This is a genomic window from Oceaniglobus sp. K40-3 (assembly GCF_055808395.1).
Genome location: NZ_JBVVRW010000004.1, coordinates 40,431 through 65,164 on the forward strand (window position 1 = coordinate 40,431; position 24,734 = coordinate 65,164).

A 24,734-nucleotide genomic window follows, 5' to 3' on the forward strand; every position below is an offset into this window, starting at 1 on the left:
GATCAGCCCTTGAACCGCGCCGATGGCATTGGCGCGGGGGTGAAGGTGCTGTTTTCCTCAAACGGAACGGTGCCGGCTGGGCGGTGTTTATTGGCCAGTTTGGCGATATCCTGATTCACCACGCCGTTGCTTAGCGCCATGAGGTTGGGCGCGGCGATGGGGGCCAGTTCGGGCGAAAGATAGCCGGACTTGACCACCAGCAGCCCCACTTTTGTCGGGTTCAGCCCCAGGGCGGTGAAATCGGCGATGTTGTGATAGGGGCGGCGGCGGGCGGCCAGAACCAGTGTGATGCCGCCGATCCGCACAACGGCCTGATGATGGGCGGGGGTTTCCCCGGCGCGCAGCGTGACAACCTCGGCGCTGACGCGCACCGAAACCCCCGCCGGATCAAGGGACGCGCCGATGCTCAGATTCAGCGTGGCACCGACGCCCGCCGCAAAGCAGGCCTCAACCGCCGGGCGGTCGGTGATCCCGGCGATCAGCGCATCCTGCCAATCATGGGCAATTAGTGCCGCCAGAACATCGGCCCGGTCGCCCACGGCGCCCGCTGTGGGGTTATCGCCGCTATCGGCCAGAATGACGGGCCGGGTGGGGACGGTGCGGGCGATTTTCAGCATCTCGTCCAGCGGGCCGGTGGTGGGGCCGAACTGAAATTCATCGCGGGCCTCCCAGAACGCACCGGCAATGGCAACGCCCGCCGTTTCCGACGCGGCGCGGTCGGTGCCGGTGACGATGGCACAGGCGGTGGCGCGGGGTTCATCGGCCCAGACATAGCCGATCATCAGATCGCTGCGCCAGACGCCCGACCCCTCATACCCGGGCAGGGCGGCATAAAGGGATTTTGCCGGTTCATCCTCGGTCGAAGACCGTTCACCGGGCAGCAACAGCGGCACCGGCACCCGCACGACCCCGGGCCTTGCCCCGGTTTCAACCGCGCGCAACAGCATGGCATAAGCCGCCTGCATGGTTTCGGGCACGTCGATATGGGGGGCCGTGCGATAACCTGCGAAAATGTCGATCTGATCGGTAATTTTTTCCGACACATTGCCATGCAGATCATAACTGACCGCGATCAGCATGTCGGGGCCAACGGCGGCGCGCACGGCGGCGATCCAATCGCCCTCGGCGTCAAACATGCCATCCACGGTCATTGCCCCGTGCATGGCCAGATAGACGGCATCAAAGGGTTTGGCCGCCTCAAGCCGGGTCAGGAATTCGGCCTTGAAGGCGTCATAGGTGGCGCGTTCAACAGGGCCACCGGGCACGGCGCGGGCATGCAGCAGGGGCACCACCTGTGCCGGGTGGTCGTGCAGAAAGGCGAAATAGGGGTTTTCAGTCAGATCATCCCCGCGCATGACCGTGAAATCCTCGGTCCGCATCAGAACGGGCGAATAGGTGGAACATTCGGTGTGAATCCCGCCAACGGCAATGCGCATGGGGTGTCCTTTCAAAATCAAAGTTCGGGGTGCAGGCGCACCTGTCGTGCAAAGCGCAGCCAGTCCTTGTTTTCCTTTTGGGTCCAACCGGCCTCGGCCACGGCGCCAAGGCGCGGAAACACCATGTCGTTGAACCACTGCCGGGTGGTGAAATGTTCACACCAGATACAGGATTGTACGCCGCGCATCCGGTGGCGGGTTTGAGCGGGGAAATCGCCCTCGGCCTCATAGGTATAGGTTTGTTCGGGCGGCACCGGTCCGGCCCAGCCTGCGCCATTTTCCAGCCAATCAGCCCCCTGCACCATATCCAGATAATAGGCCTGACCGGGGGTCATCACCACATCATAGCCGCGCTGCGCCAGTTCGATCCCCACTTCGGGGTTTTCCCATGCCATCAGCAGGGTGCCTTCGGGGGGCACGCCGCCCCCATGGGCGATTTCATTCCAGCCGACCATGATCTTGCCACGCGCGCTCAGCATGTCCTTGATCCGGCGCATGAACCAGCTTTGCAATTCAAACGTACCGCTCAACCCTTCCTGTTCCATCACCTTTTGTGCCATGGGCGAGGTCAGCCATGCATTTCCGGCCACCTCATCGCCGCCAATGTGGATGTATTGCGAGGGGAAAATGGTGCCAAGTTCGTCAAACACCGTTTCCAGCACGGTATAGGTTTCCGGCACCGCCGGGTTCAGGGCATTGTTGAAATACCCCTGAACGGGGTAATAGCTGTTTTCCGGCTCGTCCGGGTCCACCAGAAAGGGCAGGGCGGCCAGAATGGCGGTGGCATGGCCGGGGGTTTCGATTTCGGGCATCACGTCGATTCCCAGAACAGTGGCGCGGGCGACCACCGCGCGCATCTGATCCTGCGTATAAAAACCGTACCGTTCGCCGTGGCCATCGCCCAGTTGCGGCAACATGGCGGGCAGATCGGCACCGCGCCGCGCGCCCGCCTGCGTCAGTTCGGGATAGGCAAGGATTTCGGCGCGCCAGCCTTCGTCATCGGTCAGGTGCCAGTGAAAGATGTTCATCTTGTGCCAGGCCAGAATGTCGATGACGCGCAGCACCTCGTCAAAGCTCCAGAAATGGCGCGACACATCCAGATGACTGCCCCGCCAATCGTAACGGGGGGCATCGGTGATGGTTCCCATGGCGGGAAAGCGGAATTCCGGGTCACTGGCGGCCCCGTGAAACATCTGCGCCAGCGCGATAAGCCCGTAACGGCGCCCCTGTTCGGTGCTGGCGCTGAGGGTGATCGTGTCACCAAACTCAAGTCGATACCCCTCTTTGGCAAGGCTGGCGTCTTTGGCAAAACCCAAGGCGCGGCTGCCCGGCGTTTGCGACAGTTGAAACACCCGGCGCGCGGTGGGAAACAGCCGCGAATGCAGCGCATCGACCGACAGCATCAGGCGCAGATCGCCCAAGGCGGTGCCTTTGGCGGCGTGCAGGATCGTGGGCAGGGTTCCCGCCTCGCCTGAAATCGCGTTTGGCCATGGCAACAGGGCAAAGGGCAGGGTCAGCCGCCCTTCGGGCATCCGCTGGGGCGGCAGCACGGGCGTTTCGCCGCCGTGCATCAGATCGCCCACCTGCACCGGGTGATGGGTGCCATCGGCCAGCGTCACCCATGCGGTTTTCGCCGCATCGTTGCGATGAAAGGGCGAGCGGTTGATCCCCTCGACCGCAAAGGACCAGGACGCACCAGGGGCCAGCGGTTTACCGTCAAGCGGGGCGAATTCGTGAAAATTCGCATCCCGGCGCAGGAACGTGGCACCGGTCAATTCATGGTCGGGCATGATCCGGGTGATGCTGGTCAGGGACAGGGTAAAGTTTTCCAGCGGGGTATCGGCCAGATTGCTGAGGGTGAGCTGCCATTTGCCCTCGGGGGCGTCGGTGGGCAGCCAAGCGTTTTCCAGAAAATAGGTCATCGGTTCATCCTGTGGGGTGTCAGTAATCGTCAGACTGGCTGAAGGTGCGGGCAAGGGCGGGTATTCCGGCGGTCAGCCCGCAATCGACCGGCAGGCAAATGCCGGTGATCGCGCGGGCAAGGGGCGATGCCAGAAATCCCACAGCCTCGGCCACATCGACCGGGTTCACGATCCGGCCAAGGGCGTAATGTTCGGCGGCTTCGTCAAACACCCGGGGGTTGGCGGTGGCGCGATCCTCCCAGGCTTGGGTGCGCACGGTGCCCGGTGCCACGGTGTTGGCGCGCACGCCGTATTGCCCGTATTCCACCGCAATCAGCCGGGTCAGGTGGATCATCCCGGCCTTGGCGGCGGAATAGGCCGGATGGCCAAACACGCCGATGCCATTGACCGAGGCGATATTCACCACCGCCCCCCGTGCCGCGATCAGGTGATCGGCAACCGCCTGAAACACCAAAAACGCCCCGTCAAGATTCAGCGCGCGATCCGCCTGCCAATCCTGCACCGATGTGGCCTGCAAACTGACCGAACGCGACGCGCCGGCGTTGTTCACAAGGGTGGCCAGATCGCCCAGCCCGGCGGTGGTGGCGGCCATCTCGGCACAGCTTTGCGCGTCGGTAACATCCACCCTGAGCGGGGTGAAACCGGCGCCCAACGCTGTCGCCGCCCTTTGGGCTGCGTCGAAATCGCGGTCGGCCAGAATGACGAAATCGTGATCCTGTTTCAGCCGCGCCGCGATGGCCCGCCCGATGTCACCGGCGCTTCCTGTTACGATGGCAAGTTTGGGCGCCATGCTGATCCTCTTTTGCGGCTTGGGATGGGTCCGGTGTGGCCGCCTGCACACCGGGCCATAGGGTTAATCGCCCAAAAGCTGGGTGTCGTCGTTACCGTCGCGGTGTTTGATCAGTTGTTCCTTGATGCCCCGCAGGATGCGGACCGAGCGGGGCTTGTCGGCATAGGCCACCAGATTGGCGATGATATCGACCACCGCAAGCGAGGCGAACCGCGTCGATGATGCGCGAAAGATGTTCTGCCCCTCGGGCAGGTTTACCGAAATGACAATGTCCGCCACGTCAGCGAGCGGTGAGCCGGCCTGCGTCAGCGCGATTGTCGGAATCCGGCGCTGGCGCAGCAAGGTGAAACAGCGGATCAATTCGTGATTGCGCCCGGTCAGGGACGACCCGAACACGATTGAGCCGGGTTCAGCCGAGGCCGAAAGCATGAGGTTCATCGCGTGATCATTCGAGGCGGACATGCGCGCGCCGAGCCGGAACAGCCGGTTCTGCAACTCATTCACGATCATCGAGGAATTGCCCCCCGACCCGAACCCATAGATCATCCCGGCCCCGGCCAGCAGGTTTGCCGCCTGTGTCACGGCATCAAGATCAAGGGTGCGGTGCATCTCGAACAGGGCGTTCTGGGCCTTGGTCACGATGTCTTCGGCCACTTCGGCGGGGGTGTTGGTGATGGCCTCGGGTTTCAGATACCGTAGGCCGACATAGGCGCTTTTGGCCAGTTGCACCTTGAAATCGGAAAACGAACCGCACCCCAGCCGCCGGCAAAACCGCGTGACCGTGGGTGGTGAAACGCCGGCCCGGGCGGCAATATCGGAAATCGTGGCATTGGTCGCGAACTCCACATCCGACAGGATGGATTGCGCCAGTTTCTGTTCCTGCGCCGACAGATTTCCGTCCACATCGCTCAGGGCGTCGATCAGATTGCTGGCCGAGGTCACACCGGCCGCAAGCGAAGAATCAGAGGATTGTGTCATGATGCTCCTTGCCGCACTGCGGCGCTGTTGATCGGCGGGGTTTCTGACGAAAAATTAGGCGCCAAAGAAATTCATTTTCGTGTTTCAGGTGCATTCAGACATATTCGTCTGGATTTTTCCAGAAAATATGTGCCATCATAGAAATGAATTTCATATGACGAGAGAAACCATGGCCGCGCGCGACCCCTTTCGCAACCCGTTTCCCACCAAAGATGCCGACCGGACCGCAATCTGGGACATGCTGGTGCCCCGTGACATCGACGCCTTTATAGCGGCGGATTGGTCGGCGGTCGCGGATGATTTCATCACCGCAAACTTTACCGGCCTCAGCGGGCATTTCCAGCCCGATCCCGACAAATATGATCTGGCCTATCCGACGCTTGACGCCTACCGCGATGATTGGTTGGCACAGGCACAGGCGTTTGGTGTGCTGCGCGATGCGGGCGCCTATGCGGGCAATCCGCGCGATGGAATTTTTCACGCGACCCGGCTGGAAGAAATCGAAATCACCGGCGACACCGCCCTTGTGCGCAAGAAATTCGATGGCCATCTTGCGCGAACCGATGGGCCGGATGAACGGATGAACTGGCAAACGCTGTATTGGTGCCGCCGCGATGGTGGGCGGTGGAAAATCGCCGGGTTTGTCGGCTATCTGCCCCATATTCAGGAATGACCATGGCACCCGCCCCCCCAAGCGCATTTTCGTGGCAGCCATGGCAACCGAAACGAACACGTTTTCGCCCATCGTCGTTGATCGGGGGGCGTTCGAGGAATCCTTTTATGCCGCCCCCGGCATGCACCCCGACACGGCCACCCTGTGTACCGCGCCCATTCCCGTGGGGCGCCGGGTGTGCGCCGAAAAGGGTTGGGATCTGATCGAAGGCACCGCCGCGTGGGCCGATCCGGCCGGGTTGGTCTCGGGGGCGGCGCACCGGGGGCTGCGCGATGAAATTCTTGATCAGTTGCGCGCGGCGCTGCCGGTGGATGCGGTTGTTCTGGGCCTGCACGGGGCGATGGTGGCCCAGGGGTGCCTTGACCCCGAGGGCGATCTGTTGGCCCGTATCCGTGATATTGTTGGGCCAAATGTTCTGATCTGCGCCGAAACCGACCCGCACAGCCATTTGACCGAAAAACGCTGCGGGGCGGTCGATTTTCTGGTGGCGTTCAAGGAATTTCCCCACACCGATTTTGTCGAGCGGGCCGAAGATCTCTGGGCGATTGTCGTCGACACGCTGGAGGGGCGGGTGCGCCCGGTGATGTCGGTTTACGATTGCCGGATGATTGATATTTTCCCAACCTCGCGCCAGCCCATGCGCGGTTTTGTGGATCGGATGATGGCGATTGAGCAAGCCGATGAAAAGGTGCTGTCGCTGTCGGCGATTCACGGGTTCATGGCGGGGGATGTGCCGGAAATGGGCACCAAGATGATTGCAGTGACCGATGGCGACCCTGCCCATGGCGCCGCCCTGGCCCGGCGATTGGGGCAGGAATTGTTCGCCAATCGGGGCAAACACCTGATGCCGTCCCTTGATGAAACAGAGGCGGCTGCCCGCGCGATGCAATCGCCAACCGGGCCGGTGGTGATTGCCGATATGTGGGACAACCCCGGTGGCGGCACGGCGGGCGATGCGACGGTGATCTTGAAAGAGCTGCTGGCGCGGGGCGCGACGGGCGTGGCCATTGGCACCATCTGGGATCCGGTCGCCGTCAGGCTTTGCACGGCGGCGGGCGAAGGGGCCGAAATGCACCTGCGGTTTGGTGGCAAATCCGCGCCTCTGACTGGTGAACCGGTGGATGCACTGATCAGGGTGATAACCCTGTCACCCGATGCGCAAATGGTGTTCGGCGAAAGCATCGTTCCCTTTGGCCCTGCCGCGCGCATCGCGCTATTGGACGGGGCGGGCCGGGACACCGGGATCGAGGTGATCCTGAATTCCATCCGCGCGCAGAACTATGACCCCACCCTGTTTTCGGCGATGGGAATCGACCCGACGGCGCGAAAGATTCTGGTCATCAAATCGACCAATCATTTCTATGCGTCCTTCCGGCCCATTGCCGCCGACATTCTGTATTGCTCGGCGGGCAAACCCTATCCGAATGACGCAACGACCAATCCCTATCGCCATGTGCGCCGGGATATATGGCCCCGGGTTGCAAACCCCCATGGCGAGGGGCAGGATTGAGAGAACCGGACAAAGGGCAGGCAATGACAGGGTCAAGTGCGTTTTACGCCGAGCGGATATTCGACGGCACCCGCTGGCACGACAACGCGGCGCTGTTGGTGGAACAGGGGCGTGTTGCCGGGATTGTCCCTGTCGCACAGGCGCCCGAGGGCACGCGGGTGACCGGCGCATTGGTGCCGGGGCTGATTGATTTACAGGTCAACGGTGGCGGCGGCGTGTTGTTCAACAACGACCCGACGCCTGGGGGAATCGCCACGATCTGCAACAGCCACGCGCGGTTTGGCACCACATCCGTGATGGTCACGCTGATCACCGATGCGCCCGATGTGGGGGCGCGTGCCATCGCCGCAGGCCGCGCCGCGCGGGGGCAGGACGGGTTTTTGGGGCTGCATATGGAAGGGCCGCATCTGGCCCTGTCGCGCAAAGGCACCCACGATCCGGCGCTGATCCGGCCTATGGACGGGGGTGATCTGTCGCGCCTTGCCGACGCTGCGGGGGATCTGGACCATCTGATTTGCACTGTGGCGCCGGAATCGGTGACGGTGGCGCAGGTTGCGGCGCTGTGCGCGGCGGGGGCGGTGGTCAGCCTTGGCCACACGGATTGCACCTTTGAAGCGGCCCGCGCCCATGGCGATGCCGGGGCAAGCATGGTGACACATCTGTTCAACGCGATGAGCCAGCTTGGCCACCGCGCGCCCAACCTTGTGGGGGCGGCGCTGGATGATGGGCGGTTCTGGGCCGGGCTGATTGCCGATGGGTTTCATGTGGATGATGCGGCCATACGCATCGCCCTGCGCGCCAAGGCCGGGCCGGGGGGATTTTTCTGGTGTCCGATGCCATGTCCACCATCGGCACCGATCTGGCCGGGTTCACCCTGAACGGTCGGCAGATATATCGCGCGGGCGGGCGGCTGACCCTGGCGGATGGCACCCTGGCCGGGGCCGATATCGCGTTGATTGATGGGGTTCGTCATATGCACCGGGTTCTGGGCCTGCCGCTGGAGCAGGCGTTGATCATGGCAACCGCGCGCCCCGCCGCTGCCCTTGGGATTGCGGATCGTGGCCATCTGGCCCCCGGCGCCCATGCCGATTTCTTTGCCCTGACCCCTGACATCACCGCCGCCGGAACGTGGATTTCTGGCCGCCAAGTGGATTTTCGCGATGATCCTGTGCTTTGATATTGGCGGCACCGCCATCAAGGTGGCCGAGGCGTATGGGCCAGAAGATGTGCAGCCCACGGGCCGCCACCCCACGCCAACCGATGATTTCACTGCATTTCTGGGCGCCTTGCGCGGCGCGATCACGGCGGCGAAAACCCCGCCTGATGTTCTGGCATTTTCCCTTGCCGGTGTGCTGGACCCGGATACCGGGCGGGCGACCATGGCGAATATCCCCTGCCTGACCGGGCGGTATCTGCAATCTGATCTTGAAGCGGCCCTTGGCCTGCCTGTGGTGCTGGCCAATGACGCAGATTGTTTTGCCCTGGCCGAGGCGACGGTGGGCGCGGGGCGGGGGCATGACGTGGTGTTTGGCCTGATCCTTGGCACCGGGGTTGGGGGCGGTGTTGTGGTGCATGGGGCGCTGATCAATGGGCGCGGCGGGTTTGCGGGCGAGTTGGGCCACGGCCCGATTGCCCAGCGAATTCTGGGAGAGCCGGAAACCGTGCTGCCCGCCTTTCCCTGCGGGTGCGGGTTGAACGGGTGTCTGGATGCCATCTGTTCGGCGCGGGGGCTGGAAAAGCTGCACCTGCATCTGCACCCCGGCGCCGACATGGCCGACAGCCGCGCCATCGTCGCGGCATGGGAGGCGGGCGGGGCACAGGCCGCGCGCACCGTGGCCATCTGGCGCGGCCTCTTGGCGCCCCCCTTGGCGGTGATGGAAAACATGCTGGGGGCCGGGGTGATCGCGGCGGGCGGCGGGCTGGCCAATTCCCACGCCCTGATCGGCGCGCTGGATATCGAGGTGCGCCGCCTGTGTCTGCGCCGATTCGACCGCCCTCTTGTCGTTCCGGCCCAATGCAAGGTCGAACCGGGGCTGGTCGGGGCGGCGATTCTGGGGTTGCATCACCGGGCGACGATGGCCGCGTAAAGCGCCGAAATTCCGCCTTGGCCGCGGCAATGCATGCGTAATATGAAAACGAATTACATGTTTGGCAGGGTATTCTGCTAAAAATGAGAAAAATCGTTGACTGGCGCGGTGTGTCCAGCCAAATTACGAAAATGAATTTCGCATGGGGAGGTGCGACATGAAGGTCGCCATCATCGGGCTTGGGTATCGGCTTGGGTATCTGGGTCATGTGTTCAACGAGATCGATCCCGCGTTCGAGATCGTCGGTTACCATGATCCCGCCCCTGCGGGCATGGCGGTTCTGGAGGAACATGGCGTGTCTGCCGGAACATCCTTTGACACCCCCGAGGCCCTGATAAAGGCGGGCGGTTTCGATCTGTTGATGATCGGGTCGCCCAACCATCTGCACCTGGATCATATCCGCCTTGGGCTTGAGGCCGGGGTAAAGGTGTTTTCGGAAAAACCCATCGTTTCAACCATCGAACAAACCTATGAACTGGTCGCGATGATGGGGCGCTATGGGCCGGAAAACCTGATGGTCGGGCTGGTTCTGCGGTATGCGCCGCTTTACCGTGATCTGATCGCGGCACGCGATGGGGGGATGCTGGGCAATCTCGTGTCGGTTGAGGCGGCGGAACATATCTTTCCCTACCACGGTGCGTTCTTCATGCGTGACTGGCGCCGCTATGAAAAATGGTCGGGCAGTTTCATGCTGGAAAAATGCTGTCATGATCTCGACCTGTATAACGGTCTGATCGGCGCGCGCCCCGAACGCGTGGCCAGTTTTGGCGGGCGCAAGACGTTCATCCCCGAAAACGACCCGCGCAATGAGGGAATCAACGATCTTGACATCTTTCATCGCAAACCGTCAGGCTGGAACGGCACGGACAAGGTTTTCGACAGTGATGGTGACATCATCGATTATCAGGTGGCGATCGTGGAATATGCCAATGGCGTGGGCATGAATTTTCACACCAATCTGAATGCGCCCGATCAATTCCGGCGCTTTGCGGTATTTGGCACCCGAGGGCAGGCCGAAGGCGATTTCATCCGTGGGCAATTCAAGGTGACCGATGTGTTGTCAGAACAGACCCGGATCGAAAAGGAATACAAGGCCACCAGCCTGTCACAGCATTACGGCGCCGATGAACAAATGTGCGAAGAACTGGTCGCCCATGTGATGAAGGGCGCGCCCCTGCCGGTTTCGCCCCTTGATGCGCTTGAGGCCGGTATTCTGGCGCTGGCCATGGATGATGCGCGGCGCAGCCGGCAGGTGGTTGACCTGCGCCCCATCTGGGACCGGTATGACAACGCCTTTGTTCGAAAGGAAACCTGACATATGGTGCGAAACCGCGCAGCATGGATCTTTGCCTGGGCGCTTCTTGCCCCCGCGATCCTTTACGTTCTGGTGATTGTGGCCTGGCCACTGGTTGAAACCTTCCGGCTTTCCTTCACCGATGCGTCGCTGCGCAAGATCACCAATTATGTCGGCTGGCGGAATTACTCCAAGATTTTCGACGCGGATTTCCTTGAGATCATCATCCGCACCTTTACCTGGACGTTCTTTTCCGTGCTGCTGAAAATGGTGATCGGTACTGGTGGCGCGGTTTTGCTGAACTGTGCCGTGCCGGGCCGCCACATATTCCGTATCCTGACCATGCCGCCCTGGATCGTGCCCATGGCCATTGGCATTTTCATGTGGGGGTGGATGTATAACGGGCAATTCGGGATGATCTCGGGGTTGCTGCAACGCTTTGGGCTTGTGGATGGGCCGGTTGCCTTTCTGGCCTATGGGAATTCGGCCTATTGGTCGACCATCGTCACCGATGTGTGGATCGGCGTTCCCATGGTCACGATCTATTTTCTGGCCGCGATCCAGTCGATCCCAAGCGATCTGTACGAGGCGGCCTGGACAGACGGTGCGAGCCGCTGGACCCGGTTCCGCCGGATCACCCTGCCGCTGATGTCACCAGCGGTGATCACCATGTCGATGCTGTCGCTGATTGCCACGTTCAACAGTTTTGACATCATCTGGATCCTGACCCAGGGCGGGCCGTCGGGCGAAACCACGACGATGATCATCGACACCTACAAGACGGCAATCGGATCAAAGAAATACGGCGAAGGCGCCGCACGGGCGGTGGTGATCTGTATCTTCCTGTCGCTGTTCTGCATCGCCTATTTCCGCATGACCCGCAAACTGGCCGGCACGGTAAAAGCATAGGAGCGCCCCCATGGCATTGTTCAAACGCGACAACGACCGTGCGATGATCGACCGCTATAGCTGGGCCGAGCTGGTGGGGATTTATCTGGGCATCGCGGCGTTCCTGGCGTTCATGCTGGCGCCCTTTCTTGAAGGGTTCCTTGTCAGTCTGAAACCCCTGTCACAGCTGTTTTCATCGCCCTACACGTTTCTGCCCGAGAATGGCTCGCTTGATGCCTATTGGACGATGTGGGAAAGCGTGCCGGGGTTTGCGCGCTATATCTTCAATTCGCTGCTGATCTCGATCGTGTCGACCATGATCGTGCTGGTGCTTGTGGTGCCTGCCGCCTATGCCTTTGCGCGGTTCCGGTTTCGCGGCATGGCCTTGGTTCTGGGGGCGTTTCTGGCGGTGTCGATGTTTTCGGGTGCGGTTCTGTTGATCCCGCTGTTCCGGCTGATGCGCACGCTGGGTCTGTTGAACACCTATTTCGCCATGATCATTCCCGGCGCTGCCTTTCTTATTCCTTCGGCGATCTGGCTGTTGCGCACCTATATGATGCGCATCCCGACCGAATTGAATGAAGCGGCCTATATGGATGGGGCATCGCAGTTCTATACCTTCCGCCGCGTGATCCTGCCGATTGCGCGACCGGGCATCATTGTTGTGGCGATCATGACGTTCATCGGCGCCTATGCCCAGCAGTTCATCTTTGCGCTGACCTTTAATTCCAAGACCGAATATATGCCGCTGCCGGTGGGCCTGTTCGCCTATTTCGGCAAGCAAGAGGTGATCTGGAACGAGTTGATGGCGGCCAGTTTCGTGGGCATCGCCCCGGCGCTGATCATCATCTTTTACCTGCAACGCTATCTCGTCGGTGGGCTGACCGCCGGGGCGATCAAACAATAACAATCCAATATCCAACAGGGAGAAAACAACGTGACGACCACAGTTAAAAAGGGCCTTCTGGGCCTCATGCTTGCCGGAACAACGGCATTGCCCGCGATGGCCGAAAACATCAGCTGGATCTATTGCGGCGACTCGATCGATCCGGTCCACGAGAAATATATCTCGGAGTGGGAAAAGGCCAATGACGGCTGGAAAATCGACGTCGAGGTTGTCGGCTGGGCGCAATGCCAGGACAAGGCCACCACCCTTGCCGCAGCAGGCAGCCCGGTTGCCATGGCCTATGTCGGGTCACGCACGCTCAAGGAATTTGCGCTGAACGATCTGATCGTGCCAGTGCCCATGAGCGATGAGGAAAAATCCGAATATTACCCCCATATCGTTGGCACGGTGTCGTTCCAGGGCACCCAATGGGGCGTGCCGATCGCCTTTTCCACCAAGGCGTTCTATTGGAACAAGGACATCTTCAAGGCAGCCGGCCTTGACCCTGAAACCCCGCCCAAAACCTGGGCCGAGGAAATCGCAGCCGCCAAGCAGATCACGGAAAACACCGACGTTGCGGGCTATGGCCTGTCGGCGAAAACCTTTGACAATACCATGCACCAGTTCATGCATTGGGTGTATACCAACAACGGCAAGGTTATCGACGACGACGACAACATCGTGATGGACAGCCCCGAAGTGTTGGCCGCGCTGCAAGCCTATAAGGACATCACGCCTTATTCCGTCGAGGGCGCCACCGCATACGAGCAGAACGAGATGCGCGCGATCTTTCTGGATGGCAAGGTCGGGATGCTTCAGGCGTCGGTTGGGGCGGCGTTCCGTCTGATGGATACTGACATCAACTGGGGCGTGACGACACTGCCCCTTGGCCCATCGGCCGAAGGCCCCGGCACGTTGCTGATCACCGATTCACTGGCCATCTTCAAAGGCTCGGGCGTTGAGGACAAGGCGATCGAGTTTGCCAAATTTATCACCTCGCCCAAGGTTCAGAGCGAATATGAATCCTCGCCCACCGCTGGCCTGACGCCCCTGCGCCCATCTGCCGAAGTTGACGCGATGGTGGCGAAATCCCCGTACTGGAAACCGTTCATCGACGGTATCGCTTACGGTGGTCCCGAGCCGCTGTTCACCGATTACAAAGGGTTCCAGAATGTGATGATCGACATGATCCAGGCCGTCGTCACCGGCAAGACCGAGCCAGCCGAAGCGCTGAGCGAAGCCTCTGAAGAGCTGGAAGAATACAAGTAAATCCAACCGGTCCGGCCGCCCGTTGGTGGCCGGACCACCCTGACCAAGGCCACAAGCGGCCCACCACCAGAAAACCGACGAGGAGAACCGCCTTGGGCCAACTTTCCCTGAAGACCGTGACCAAATCCTTTGGTGAATTCCAGGTTGTAAAGGGCGTGTCGCTTGATGTTCACGAAGGCGAATTTGTCGTCTTTGTCGGCCCGTCGGGCTGTGGCAAATCCACGCTTTTGCGGATGATCGCGGGGCTGGAGCATACCACCGGCGGCGACATCGTGATTGACGGCAAGCGGGTGAACGATCTGGCGCCGGTCAAACGCGGCATTGCCATGGTGTTTCAATCCTATGCCCTGTATCCGCATATGTCGGTTTATGAAAACATCGCCTTTCCCCTGCGTGTTGAGGGCGCCTCAGAGGCGGATATTCGCCAAAAGGTGGAATCCACCGCCGCGATCCTGCATCTTGAAACCCAGCTTCAGCAAAAGCCGGGCAATCTTTCGGGTGGTCAGCGCCAGAGGGTTGCCATCGGGCGGGCCATCGTGCGCGCCCCCGAAATTTTCCTGTTCGATGAACCCTTGTCCAACCTTGATGCGGCCCTGCGTTCGGACATGCGGATCGAACTGACGCGCCTGCACAAACAACTGGGCGCGACGATGATCTATGTAACCCATGATCAGATCGAGGCGATGACAATGGCGGATCGCATCGTGGTGCTGAACGGCGGCTATATCGCGCAGGTCGGCGCGCCGCTGGAATTGTATCACAAGCCGCAGAACACCTTTGTTGCCGGGTTTATCGGCAATCCCCGGATGAACCTGATGCCGGTGAAATGCCTTGCCGCGACCGACACCTCGGTCGATGTCGATTTCAACGGCCAAACCCTGAGCGTTTCTGTCAAGGTTCCCCAGCGCGGCGTGGCAATGTGGTGGGGTCCGAGCTTTCGCTCGGGATCAGGCCCGAACACATCGGCCTTGGCACCCAGGGCGCGACGATGCAGGTCACGCCCGTGGTGGTCGAACATCTGGGGCAACAGACCCTGGGCTATGCCGCCTTGGACGGGCGCGAAGACAACTTTTGTTTCGTGCTGAACGGCACCCGGATGATCGAGGCTGACCGACCCGTGGATGTGTCATTTTCGGCCGATGATTGTCATATCTTCGACGGCGAAGGCCAGGCGTTTGAGCGCACGATCGATCTGGCGGCAATGAACGTTCCGCCAAATCTGACGCCGCCCACTGCCGCCGGATAATTCACCGGCGCGGGGGCGGAAATATCACAGCGGCCGGTTTTTGGCGCACATGGCCCGAAGCGATTCAGAATAGGGCGGGCGCGCTATTCCATGTTCCGTGATGATCCCGGTGATCAGCCGGTTTGGCGTGATATCAAACGCCGGGTTGAAGGTGGGCGCGCCATCGGGCGCGATTGCCACGCCGTTGATAGAGCCGATTTCCGCCCCGTCGCGTTCTTCGATTTCGATGTCATCCCCCGTCGGGGTTGCAAGGTCGATGGTCGATGTGGGCGCGGCCACATAGAACGGCACGTTATTGTCCATCGCGGCCAGCGCAAGGTTATAGGTGCCGATCTTGTTGGCCACATCGCCGTTGGCCGTCACCCGGTCACAGCCGACAACCGCCAGATCAACCTGTTGCGTGCGCATGATATGCCCCGAGGCGCCATCCACCACGATGGCATGGGGCACGCCGCATTGCAGCAATTCAAAGGATGACAGTTTCGCCCCCTGCAACCGGGGGCGGGTTTCGTCAAGATATGCCATCACCTCGCGCCCCGATTCATAGGCGGTGCGGATGATGCCCAATGCGGTGCCCAGATCGACAGTGGCAAGCGATCCGGTGTTGCAGTGATGAAAGAACGTCGCCTTTTGCGGCACCACGTCCATCGCGTGTTTTGAAATCGCCTGATTGACGGCGATGTCTTCCTGTTCGATCGCCTGCGCCTCGTGCAGCAGGGCGGCAAGCAGATCATCGGGTTCGTCCGCCCAGACCCGCTGCATCCGGTCCAGCGCCCAGAACAGGTTAACTGCCGTGGGCCGGGATTTGCGCAAAAGGGCATCCGCCTCGTGCAACCTGGCGATGCGGGCTGCCATGTCGGAATCCGCCGTCTGGCGCGCATGTTGCAAAATGCCAAAGGCGGCGGCAACACCTATGGCCGGGGCGCCGCGCACCGTCATATCGACGATGGCATCGGTGATTTTGTGCACATCGTGACATTCCACATAGGCGGTTGTCGTGGGCAGCGCCTTTTGGTCAATCAACCGCAGCACGTTCCGTTCGTCGATCCATTCAATAGCGCGAAAGCTCATGTTCTGGCCCCTTGGGTTCTGTGCGGCTTTGATGGCCTGAACCATTGGGAAACAATTGCCAAACGTCAACACGTGACGGCCCCGTGGTGAAATCCGTCAAAGAACGCGGCTGAGAAACGCCCTGGTGCGGTCCTGTTGCGGGGCGCTGAAAATCTGGTCGGGAGGGCCGTGTTCGACGATCACCCCCTGATCGAGAAAACACACCTGATCCGCCGCCTCGCGGGCAAAACCCATTTCGTGGGTGGCAAGGATCATCGTCATGTTTTCCTGTTTCAACTGGCGCACCACGTCCAGCACCTCTCCCACCAGTTCGGGGTCGAGGGCCGATGTGACCTCATCGAACAGCATGATTTCGGGCTTCATCGCCAGCGCGCGGATGATCGCCACCCGCTGTTGTTGCCCGCCCGACAATTGGTCGGGATAATGGGTCATCCGGTCGGCCAGCCCGAACCGTTCGAACAGGGCGGTTGCCTCGGCCACCAGTTGCGCCTTGGGGGTTTTGTAAATCCGGCGCGGGGCCAGCATGACGTTTTCCAGCACGTTCATATGCGGAAACAGGTTAAAGCTTTGAAACACCAGCCCGATGCGCCGCCTTATGGGTTGTGGGTCCATTTCGGGGTGGGAAATATCGGCACCGTCCAACAGGATCAGCCCGGCGTCGATCGGTTCCAGCAGGTTGATACAGCGCAGCAGCGTTGATTTTCCCGACCCGGACGCGCCGATCAGGCACACCATCTGCCCCGGTTCAACGGCCATGGAAATGCCCTTGCAGACCGCCAGATCGCCAAAGCTTTTTTCAACACCGATCAGTTCGAGTTTCTTTGCCATGACGCGCCCTCAGCTTCGCTGCCGGTTTTGCCGCGCAATCATCCGATCGGCAAGCCGGGTTGCCGGAATGGTCACGGCCAGAAAGATAAGCGAAGCGCCAAGGTAGGGCGTGAAATTGGCATAAAGCGATTTGAACACCCCCGCCTGGCGCAGCAATTCAACCGGCCCGATGAACGACAGCAACGCCACGTCTTTCTGAAGCGATATCAGGTTGTTCATATTTGCCGGAATAACCCGCCGGATCGCCTGGGGCAGCACCACAAAGCGCATGATATCCCAATGGGACAGGCCAAGGGATTTGGCCGCCGATCTTTGGGATTCATGAATCGATTCAATGCCCGCGCGATACACCTCGGCCACATAGGCGGAATAGCTGAGAACCAGCGCGACAGTGCCCCAGAGATAGGGGCTGTTCCAGGGCCGGGGCAGGCCCAGACCGGGCACGCCAAAGCCGATCAGATAGATGATCAGAATAACCGGCACCCCGCGAAAAATGTCGTTATAGGCAATCCCGAACAGCCGCAGGGGGAACAGCGCAGGCGAGCGCGCATCGCGACACAGCGCAATGACAAGCCCCCAGATGGCGATCATCGGCGCGCACCACGCAAAGATTGCCAGATCAAGAAGAAAGGCATCCAGCAGCGTCGGAAAGGTATCGCGGAAGATCGGCCAGTTGAAGAACGCCTTTTGCACCTTCCCCCACCCGGGTGCGAGCGGGACAAGAAAATAAATCGCCAGCACGACAATCGCCGTGCTTGAGGTGGCAATGATGGCGCTGCGGCGGCGCTGTCGACGCTCAAGCGCCTGTCGCGCGGCGGCGGTCGCCATGCTGGCCCCCGCCGGGGCCAGAGACGGGGGCGTTGTCTTGGCGGCGCTCATCGAACAGGTTACTTGATCACCGGAACGCCGGTTTCACTTTGCAGCCAGCGCGCCTCGATCCCGGCCAGCGTGCCATCATCGGTCATCGCGCCAAGGGCCGCATCAACGCATTTCAACAGAGGATTGCCCTTTTCCAGAACCGCGCCAAACTGATCCAGCCCACCGGTCGCGTCGGGGGGATATTGCCCCAGCACCACCCCATCATCCACCATCACCGCGGCCATGAACAGGGCGGCAGGCAGATCAAGCAGCGTGGCGTCGATCTGATTGGCCTTCAGGGCCTCGGACACATCGGTGGTGTCGTCATAAAGCAGGATGTCGGATGTGGGCTTTACCAGATTATCCAGCGTTTGCAGCGCGGTGGTGCCGGCAACCGCGCCCCATTTCAATTCCCTGATCGATGCGCCGGTGGGGGTGGCCCCGGCATCGACGGTGGGTTGGCGCACCAGAACGGCGGCGGCAGAGGTGTAATAGGGGCGCGAAAAATCAACCGTCTGGCGGCGTTCTTCGGTGATCGAATATTGCTGCATGTTCAGATCGTAATTCTTGGCGCCCGGTTGGATCGCCTGATCGAACGTGGTTCTGGTCCAGGTGACATGGTCCCTGTCAAACCCCATGCGCGCGGCGATTTCATAGGCGACGGCGGCCTCGAACCCTTCGCCGCTGGCCGGGTCGTTGTTGATGACCCAGGGAAAGAACGCCGGATTGCCGGTTGCGATGGTCAGAACGCCGGCGTCAAGAGTTTTTCCCGCCGCACAATCGTTTTGCGCAAAGGCGGCGCCCGACATGACCCCGAAAGCGCAGGCCAAAAGCAAAGATTTGGTAAAGTGTTGCATGATTTTCTCCGTTGGAACGACGGCAGGCCGCCACGTTGTGTTTCAGCGCGTTACGGCCGGGGCGTCCCGGGGTGTCGGGCGGCGCATAGGCCGTGGTGTTTTCAGGCGTGTCCAGGGTTGACCATGTTTCGTCGTGGGGTGGTTCGGGCGGTGGCACGTCCTGCCCCTGATGGATCGCCACCTTGGCGATGAAATTGGCGGAAATGGGCGCGGTGACAAACAGGAACGCCATGATCAACAGTTCCTGCAATGACCCGTCCATGAAGGTAAAGGCATGGATCATTGACGCAGCCAAAAGCGCGCCAACCCCCAGCGTACAGGCCTTGGTGGGCGCGTGCAGCCGCTTGAGCGGGCTGTCCAGCTTGAGCAGCCCGACCGAGCCGACCAATGTAAAGACGGCCCCGACAATCAGGCACAGGGCAATGGCGATTTCAGCGATGAATGTTGTGCTCATTCGATGATGTCCCCCCGCAGGATGAACCGCGCATAGGCAACGGTGGACACAAAGCCGAGCATGGCAAAGATCAGCGCCGCCTCGAAATAGATCTGCGTGCCCTGTGCGATGCCCAACAGCACGATCAGCGCGATCGCATCCACCGCCATCGTATCCAGCGCAAGTATCCGGTCGCTGGTGCCCGGGCCGATCACCAGCCGGATCATCGCAAGGATCATTGCCAGCGCCACCGCCAAAAAGGCGATGACCAGCGCGATATCATAGAACCTGTCCGGCGCGATCATTCGAAAATCTCCTTTAGGCGGCGTTCATAGCGCTGTTTGATGTCGTCGCGCACCTCTTCGGGGCTGGCCGCGTCAAGGGCATGCACCAACAGGCAATGCCCCTCGTCTGACATATCTGCCGATACCGTGCCGGGGGTCAGGGTGATGGTGCCGGCCAATATGGTGATTGCCTCGGGGGTGCGCAGGTCAAGGGGGATGGTCACCCAATGGGTGCGCATTCTGGCATTCGGGCGGGTGATGACGATCCAGGCCACCTCAACATTGGCGACAAGGATATCCCAGATCACGATCACGCCATAAATCAACAGTTTGCCCGCCCGGATGTTACGGGGGGAATGAGGCCAATAGGCTGCCGTCCCCTGGGGAATTACCACCCCGAGGATCGCGCCAAAAACAACGGTGCCAAGGCTGGCACTGTTGTTAAGCAGGCACCAGACGACGATCAGCAGCGCCGTGAGAAACGGATGCGGAAAAAGGGATCGGGCGGCTTTGGTCATGTCAATGTCCTCCCTCGCTTGTGGGGGCATCGCCGGTGTCTGTGGCGTGGGGATCGTGCGACAGATCCTTGCCCGGCACATCCAGCACCGCGTTGATATAGGGCTGCGGCGCGAAAAGCTGTGCTGTGGTTGCCTGCATATACCGCGTCACCGGCCCGGCCAGCACCGTATGCGCCACCAGCAGGGCCAGCAGCGCGCCGACCGACACCAGTTCCAGCACGGGAAAGTGGTGGCGTGGGTCGTGGGGTTCGGCGGCGCCCTGAATATCTTCGGGGGCGGTGGCGGTTTCCGCTTCGCCGCTGATCTGGTGGGCCTTCCAGAACACCACGCTGCCGGCGCGCGAAAACCCGACCAGCGCGATCAGGCTGGCCCCGAGGACCACGGCCCAAACGGCCCAGACCTGCGGCGTGCCCCATGCCGCGTCAAGGATCAGCAGCTTGCCGACGAATCCCGACAGGGGGGCATGCCGACCATGGCGATGGCAGCGACAAAAAAGAACGACGCGATCATTGCGCCCCCGATCACCGGCTGCGATGCCCGCAGGCCCAATCCGGCCTGGCCACGCCCGGCGCGCACCAGATCGGCAATCAGGAACAGCGCGGCGGTGGCCAGCGTTGAATGGATCACATAATAGAGCGCCGCCGAAATGCCCGCAGGGGTGAACAGGGCCACCGCCGTGGCCAGCATCCCCATGGAACCGATGACCGAAAACGCCACCAGACGCCCCAGATCGCGGGTGCCCAGCACCCCGACCATGCCAATCACCAGCCCGATCAGCGCCACGGGCAACAGCCACATGCCATAAAGCCCCGCCGTCGTTCCCAGATCGGGGGGAAACACCAGCGTATAAATGCGGATGATCGCATAGGCACCCACCTTGGTCATGATCCCGAACAGGGCCGCCACCGGTGCGGGCGCCTCGGCATAGCTGGAAGGCAGCCAGAAATGCAGCGGCGCAATCGCCGCCTTGATGGCAAAGACCATCAGCAGCAGCACCGCCGCGATCCTGATTCCGGTGCTGTTGTCCGGCGCAATCATCGCCACGCGGTTGGCCAGATCGGCCATGTTCAGGGTGCCGGTTTCGGCATAGATCGCCCCAAGGGCAAACAGAAACAGGGTAGAGCCAAGCAGGTTGTACAGCACATATTGCGTGCCCGCCCGCAGGCGCACGGTGCCGCCGGAATGGATCATCAGGCCGTAAGAGGCAATCAGCAGCACCTCGAAGAATACGAACAGGTTGAACACATCGCCGGTCAGAAACGCGCCCATGATCCCCATCAGCTGAAACTGATAGAGGGCGTGAAAATGCTGTCCGCGCCGGTCCCACCCCGATCCGATGGCATAAAGCAGCACGAACAGCGCCAGAACCGCCGTCAGCAGCACCATCATCGTCGAAAGCCGGTCCGCGACCAGAACGATCCCAAAGGGCGCGGCCCAATTCCCAAGCTGGTACATGGCGATGGTGCCGTCCGACGCGCGCCAGGCCAGCCCGGCGGTGATGGTCACCAGCGCCAGCACGCCCGCGACGGAAAACACCCGCTGAAGGTTCTGGTGAAACCGCACCACCAGCACGATGAAGGCCGCCAGCATCGCAGGCAAAACGACCGGGGCGATGATCCAATGGCTCATGTGTCGGCCTCTTTGTCGGTGGCATCGTTCACAAGGTCATCGTCGCCCCCAAGGTACGCCCCCAGTGCGATCATCACCACAACAGCTGTCATCCCAAAGGAAATGACGATGGCGGTCAGAACCAATGCCTGTGGCAGGGGATCGGTGTATCGTTCAACGCCATCCATCAGGATCGGCGGCGCGCCAATGGTCAGCCCCCCCGAGGCAAACAGAAACACGTTGACCGCATAGGTCAGCAATGACGTGCCAATGATCACCGGAAAGGTGCGCAGGCGAAACACGAGGTAAAGACCGGCGGCAGTCAGTATTCCGACGGCAGAGGCAACAAGGATTTCCATGCTCAGGTCCCCTCTGTGGCGGGCGGCGGTGTTTCGTCGCGGCTGGGGTCGATGTCCATCGCGTATTCCGATTCTTTCACATGGGCGCGGCGCGCCAGCCGCGAGAAGGATTCAAGCGACAGCATCACCGCCCCCAGCACCGCAAGGAACACCCCAAGGTCAAAGGCGGCCGCCGAGGCCAGCTCGAATTTCTCCATTGGCGGGATACGGAAATATCCAAAGGCCGAGGTCAGAAATTCGTTGCCGGTGAACCAGGCGCCGATCCCGGTCAGCCCCGCCGCCAGAACCCCGGCGCCGATGATCCCGTGATAGGGATAGCGCTGCCGTTCCGTGGCCCAGGCAAAACCGCTGGCCATATATTGCATCACCACGGCGATGGCGACGATCAGACCGGCGATAAATCCGCCACCGGGCATGTTGTGCCCGCGCAGGAAAATATAGATGCCCACCATCAGCACCACAGGCATGATCACCCGCGTCAGCACCACCATCATCAGCGGGTGGCGATCCCCCGCCAGCGGTTTGTCCGGCACCCGGTTCAACAGGCGCGCGCGGATCGGCCCGCCCAGCAGCGCCTCGGTCAGGGCAAAGATCACCAGCGCGGCGATGCCCAGCACGATGATTTCACCAAAGGTATCAAAACCCCGGAAATCAACCAGGATCACGTTGACAACATTGGTGCCGCCGCCGCCCTTATAGGAATTCGCCAGATGATATTGCGAAATCGACGGCTCGACGAAATCGCGCATCAGCAGGAACCAGGTAAACCCCATGGCCGCCGCCCCCGGCCAGCGCCACGATCCCGTCGCGCAGCTTTTTGCCGGTGCTGCTTTCGCTTGGGGTGGTGTCGGGCAGAAAATTCAGGGCCAGCAACAGCAGCACGATCGACACCACCTCGACCGAGATTTGCGTCATCGCCAGATCCGGCGCGCTGAAATAGGCAAAGCCGATTGATACCATCAACCCGATGATCGCCATCAGGATCAGCGCCAACAGGCGGTTGCGATGTTTGATGACAAGAAACCCGGTGGCCGCGATCAGCATCAGCCACCCAATGGCGGCAATCGCGTGGATCGGAATTGACGTTCGCGTCGATGCCGCACTTTGCCCGGTCATCCAAGCATGGCCCCCGGCAGCGATGATCGCCAGTGTCAGAATGCCGGCGTATTGGGTAAAGGCGCCATTGTGCAGCTTTTCCGTCACGCCACGGGCCAGGGCCGCGCAGGCGTTGATCAGCCCTTCGAATATCACCTTTGCTTCGGGGCGGGGGGTGGCATCCCACAGGTTCAGCAGCGGCGTGAACAGCGCCAGCAGGATCAAACCACCGACCACCGCAATGACCGACATGAACAGGGCGGGCGTTACGCCGTGCCACAGGGCGATATGTTCGTGGGGCAGGGTCGCTGCGCCGCCCAGTACCGCCGCCGTGACAAACCGCACCGCCGGTTCGGCCAGAAACGGCAGCACCCCGATCAGCAGCACCAGCACCGTCAGAAAGGCGGGCGGCATCCACATTCCCGCAGGCGGATCATGGGGGTGGGCCGGGTAATCATCGCGTTCACGGCCCAGAAACACATGCCCGATATAGCGAAACGAATAGGCCGCCGAGAACACCGCGCCAAAGGTGGCAATCGCGGGGACCAGCCAGCCGGGGCCGAACAGCGCCGTATGGGTGGTTTCCTCCAACCACATTTCTTTTGACAGAAAGCCGTTGAACAACGGAATGCCCGCCATGGACAGGGCCGCGATGGTGGCAATCACAAAGGTGATCGGCATCAGGTGGCGCAGCCCGCCCAACCTGCGGATATCGCGGGTGTGGGTTTCGTGGTCGATGATTCCGGCGCTCATGAACAGGGCGCATTTGAACGTGGCGTGGTTGAAAATGTGAAACACCGCCGCCATCGCCCCGAACGCCGTTCCGGTGCCAAGCAACATGGTGATCAACCCAAGGTGGCTGACCGTGGAAAATGCCAGCAGCGCCTTGAGATCATGTTTGAACACCCCGATCACAGCACCCAGAACCATGGTGATCAGGCCTGCGGTGGTGACGATATAAAACCACTCTGGCGTGCCCGACAGCACCGGCCACATGCGGGCCATCAGGAAAATCCCGGCCTTTACCATGGTGGCGGAATGCAGATAGGCCGACACCGGCGTCGGCGCGGCCATGGCGTGAGGCAGCCAGAAATGAAACGGGAATTGCGCCGATTTGGTGAAACATCCCAGCAGGATCAGGATCAGCGCCGGCACATAAAGCGGCGAGTTCTGGATCATCTCGCGATGCTGCAAAATCGTGCTCAGGTCATACGACCCGGCGATCTGCCCCAAAATCAGCATCCCACCGATCATCGCCAGCCCGCCCATGCCGGTCACGGTCAGGGCCATGCGCGCGCCTTGTCGCCCCTCGGGCAGGTGTTTCCAATAGCCGATCAACAGGAACGACGACAGCGATGTCAGTTCCCAGAACACCAGCAGCACAAGGATGTTGTCGCTGAGAACAATCCCGACCATCGCGCCCTGAAACAGCAACAGATAGGAGAAAAATTCGCCCATATTGTCGTCGCGCGACAGATAGCTGCGGGCATAGGCGATGATCAGCAACCCGATGCCAAGGATCAGGCAGGCGAAAAACGCACCCAGTCCGTCCATCATCAGGTTCATGTTCATGCCAAGCGCCGGAAGCCAGTCAAGCCGCGCCTCGACGATCTCACCGCGCAGCAGCGCGGGCAGGTTCGACAGCAACCCGATCAGCGCCGTCAGGGACACCGCAAAGGTGGTGCCGGCACAGACCTTGCGCCCCGCCCCAATCAGCAAGCCGGGCAGAAGTGCGCCCAGAAATGGCAGTGCAACAACAAGGAAGAGCGACAAAAGGGCCTCCAGTTCCGTCAGAAACGCAGTGCTCCCATGTGTGCGGGATTTTCCGCGACTCCTCAAGACGC

The 24,734-nt window shown here is 61.1% G+C and carries 19 protein-coding genes and 4 pseudogenes; 9 read left to right on the forward strand and 14 right to left on the reverse strand.

Annotated elements, in window-relative coordinates; all coding sequences use genetic code 11:
• Positions 1-2 precede the first annotated feature (2 nt).
• From AC0L7P_RS19585 to AC0L7P_RS19600, 4 genes are all read right to left on the reverse strand, one after another.
• Positions 3-1,436, reverse strand: coding sequence for a M81 family metallopeptidase (locus tag AC0L7P_RS19585; RefSeq protein WP_473435824.1), 1,434 nt, complete (start codon positions 1,434-1,436; stop codon positions 3-5).
• 17 nt (positions 1,437-1,453) lie between these two features.
• The gene (locus AC0L7P_RS19590; protein ID WP_473435825.1) at positions 1,454-3,358 is read right to left on the reverse strand and encodes a beta-N-acetylhexosaminidase; all 1,905 of its coding nucleotides are present in this window, start codon (positions 3,356-3,358) and stop codon (positions 1,454-1,456) included.
• Between the two features lie 19 nt (positions 3,359-3,377).
• A complete protein-coding gene (locus AC0L7P_RS19595; RefSeq protein WP_473435826.1) occupies positions 3,378-4,148 on the reverse strand; it encodes an SDR family oxidoreductase in 771 nt (256 codons plus the stop codon).
• 63 nt (positions 4,149-4,211) lie between these two features.
• Positions 4,212-5,126 (reverse strand): MurR/RpiR family transcriptional regulator, encoded by a 915-nt coding sequence (locus tag AC0L7P_RS19600; RefSeq protein ID WP_473435827.1) that lies wholly within the window; start codon positions 5,124-5,126, stop codon positions 4,212-4,214.
• 154 nt (positions 5,127-5,280) lie between these two features.
• Between AC0L7P_RS19600 and AC0L7P_RS19605 the strand changes: the two genes are divergently transcribed.
• From AC0L7P_RS19605 to AC0L7P_RS19645, 9 genes and pseudogenes are all read left to right on the forward strand, one after another.
• Positions 5,281-5,799, forward strand: a complete 519-nt coding sequence (locus AC0L7P_RS19605) for a hypothetical protein (protein WP_473435828.1) — start codon at positions 5,281-5,283, stop codon at positions 5,797-5,799.
• Positions 5,786-7,309 (forward strand): M81 family metallopeptidase, encoded by a 1,524-nt coding sequence (locus tag AC0L7P_RS19610; RefSeq protein ID WP_473436221.1) that lies wholly within the window; start codon positions 5,786-5,788, stop codon positions 7,307-7,309. The genes AC0L7P_RS19605 and AC0L7P_RS19610 overlap by 14 nt, the downstream gene beginning before the upstream one ends.
• A gap of 23 nt (positions 7,310-7,332) precedes the next feature.
• Positions 7,333-8,486: pseudogene (gene nagA / locus AC0L7P_RS19615) on the forward strand (N-acetylglucosamine-6-phosphate deacetylase).
• Entirely contained in the window at positions 8,470-9,396 is a 927-nt protein-coding gene (locus AC0L7P_RS19620; RefSeq protein WP_473435829.1) for an ROK family protein, read from the forward strand. The pseudogene nagA and the gene AC0L7P_RS19620 overlap by 17 nt, the downstream one beginning before the upstream one ends.
• Before the next feature lie 157 nt (positions 9,397-9,553).
• Complete coding sequence (locus AC0L7P_RS19625; RefSeq protein WP_473435830.1) at positions 9,554-10,711, forward strand: Gfo/Idh/MocA family protein; 1,158 nt, start codon at positions 9,554-9,556, stop codon at positions 10,709-10,711.
• A gap of 3 nt (positions 10,712-10,714) precedes the next feature.
• The gene (locus AC0L7P_RS19630) at positions 10,715-11,599 is read left to right on the forward strand and encodes a carbohydrate ABC transporter permease (protein WP_473435831.1); all 885 of its coding nucleotides are present in this window, start codon (positions 10,715-10,717) and stop codon (positions 11,597-11,599) included.
• Positions 11,600-11,609: 10 nt separating this feature from the next.
• Entirely contained in the window at positions 11,610-12,485 is an 876-nt protein-coding gene (locus AC0L7P_RS19635) for a carbohydrate ABC transporter permease (RefSeq protein ID WP_473435832.1), read from the forward strand.
• A gap of 66 nt (positions 12,486-12,551) precedes the next feature.
• Positions 12,552-13,733, forward strand: a complete 1,182-nt coding sequence (locus tag AC0L7P_RS19640; RefSeq protein WP_473436222.1) for an ABC transporter substrate-binding protein — start codon at positions 12,552-12,554, stop codon at positions 13,731-13,733.
• Between the two features lie 92 nt (positions 13,734-13,825).
• Positions 13,826-14,979: pseudogene (locus tag AC0L7P_RS19645) on the forward strand (ABC transporter ATP-binding protein).
• Between the two features lie 24 nt (positions 14,980-15,003).
• Here AC0L7P_RS19645 and mtnA read toward each other — a convergent pair.
• From mtnA to AC0L7P_RS19695, 10 genes and pseudogenes are all read right to left on the reverse strand, one after another.
• Positions 15,004-16,050, reverse strand: coding sequence for an S-methyl-5-thioribose-1-phosphate isomerase (gene mtnA, locus AC0L7P_RS19650; protein ID WP_473435833.1), 1,047 nt, complete (start codon positions 16,048-16,050; stop codon positions 15,004-15,006).
• Between the two features lie 96 nt (positions 16,051-16,146).
• A complete protein-coding gene (locus tag AC0L7P_RS19655; RefSeq protein WP_473435834.1) occupies positions 16,147-16,878 on the reverse strand; it encodes an amino acid ABC transporter ATP-binding protein in 732 nt (243 codons plus the stop codon).
• Between the two features lie 9 nt (positions 16,879-16,887).
• Complete coding sequence (locus AC0L7P_RS19660) at positions 16,888-17,706, reverse strand: amino acid ABC transporter permease (protein WP_473436223.1); 819 nt, start codon at positions 17,704-17,706, stop codon at positions 16,888-16,890.
• A gap of 59 nt (positions 17,707-17,765) precedes the next feature.
• Positions 17,766-18,593 carry an ABC transporter substrate-binding protein gene (locus tag AC0L7P_RS19665; protein ID WP_473435835.1) on the reverse strand — a complete coding sequence of 276 codons (828 nt, stop codon included), beginning with the start codon at positions 18,591-18,593 and terminating at the stop codon, positions 17,766-17,768.
• On the reverse strand, positions 18,493-19,047 hold the full coding sequence (locus tag AC0L7P_RS19670) for a Na+/H+ antiporter subunit G (RefSeq protein ID WP_473435836.1): 555 nt from the start codon (positions 19,045-19,047) through the stop codon (positions 18,493-18,495). Before AC0L7P_RS19670 ends, AC0L7P_RS19665 begins: the two co-directional genes overlap by 101 nt.
• Positions 19,044-19,331 carry a K+/H+ antiporter subunit F gene (locus AC0L7P_RS19675; protein WP_473435837.1) on the reverse strand — a complete coding sequence of 96 codons (288 nt, stop codon included), beginning with the start codon at positions 19,329-19,331 and terminating at the stop codon, positions 19,044-19,046. The genes AC0L7P_RS19670 and AC0L7P_RS19675 overlap by 4 nt, the downstream gene beginning before the upstream one ends.
• On the reverse strand, positions 19,328-19,828 hold the full coding sequence (locus AC0L7P_RS19680; RefSeq protein ID WP_473435838.1) for a Na+/H+ antiporter subunit E: 501 nt from the start codon (positions 19,826-19,828) through the stop codon (positions 19,328-19,330). The genes AC0L7P_RS19675 and AC0L7P_RS19680 overlap by 4 nt, the downstream gene beginning before the upstream one ends.
• Before the next feature lies 1 nt (position 19,829).
• Positions 19,830-21,457 (reverse strand): annotated as a pseudogene (locus AC0L7P_RS19685) (monovalent cation/H+ antiporter subunit D).
• Positions 21,454-21,795, reverse strand: a complete 342-nt coding sequence (locus AC0L7P_RS19690; protein WP_473435839.1) for a Na+/H+ antiporter subunit C — start codon at positions 21,793-21,795, stop codon at positions 21,454-21,456. Before AC0L7P_RS19690 ends, AC0L7P_RS19685 begins: the two are co-directional and overlap by 4 nt.
• 2 nt (positions 21,796-21,797) lie before the next feature.
• Positions 21,798-24,663, reverse strand: a pseudogene (locus AC0L7P_RS19695) (monovalent cation/H+ antiporter subunit A).
• Between the last annotated feature and the right edge of the window lie 71 nt (positions 24,664-24,734).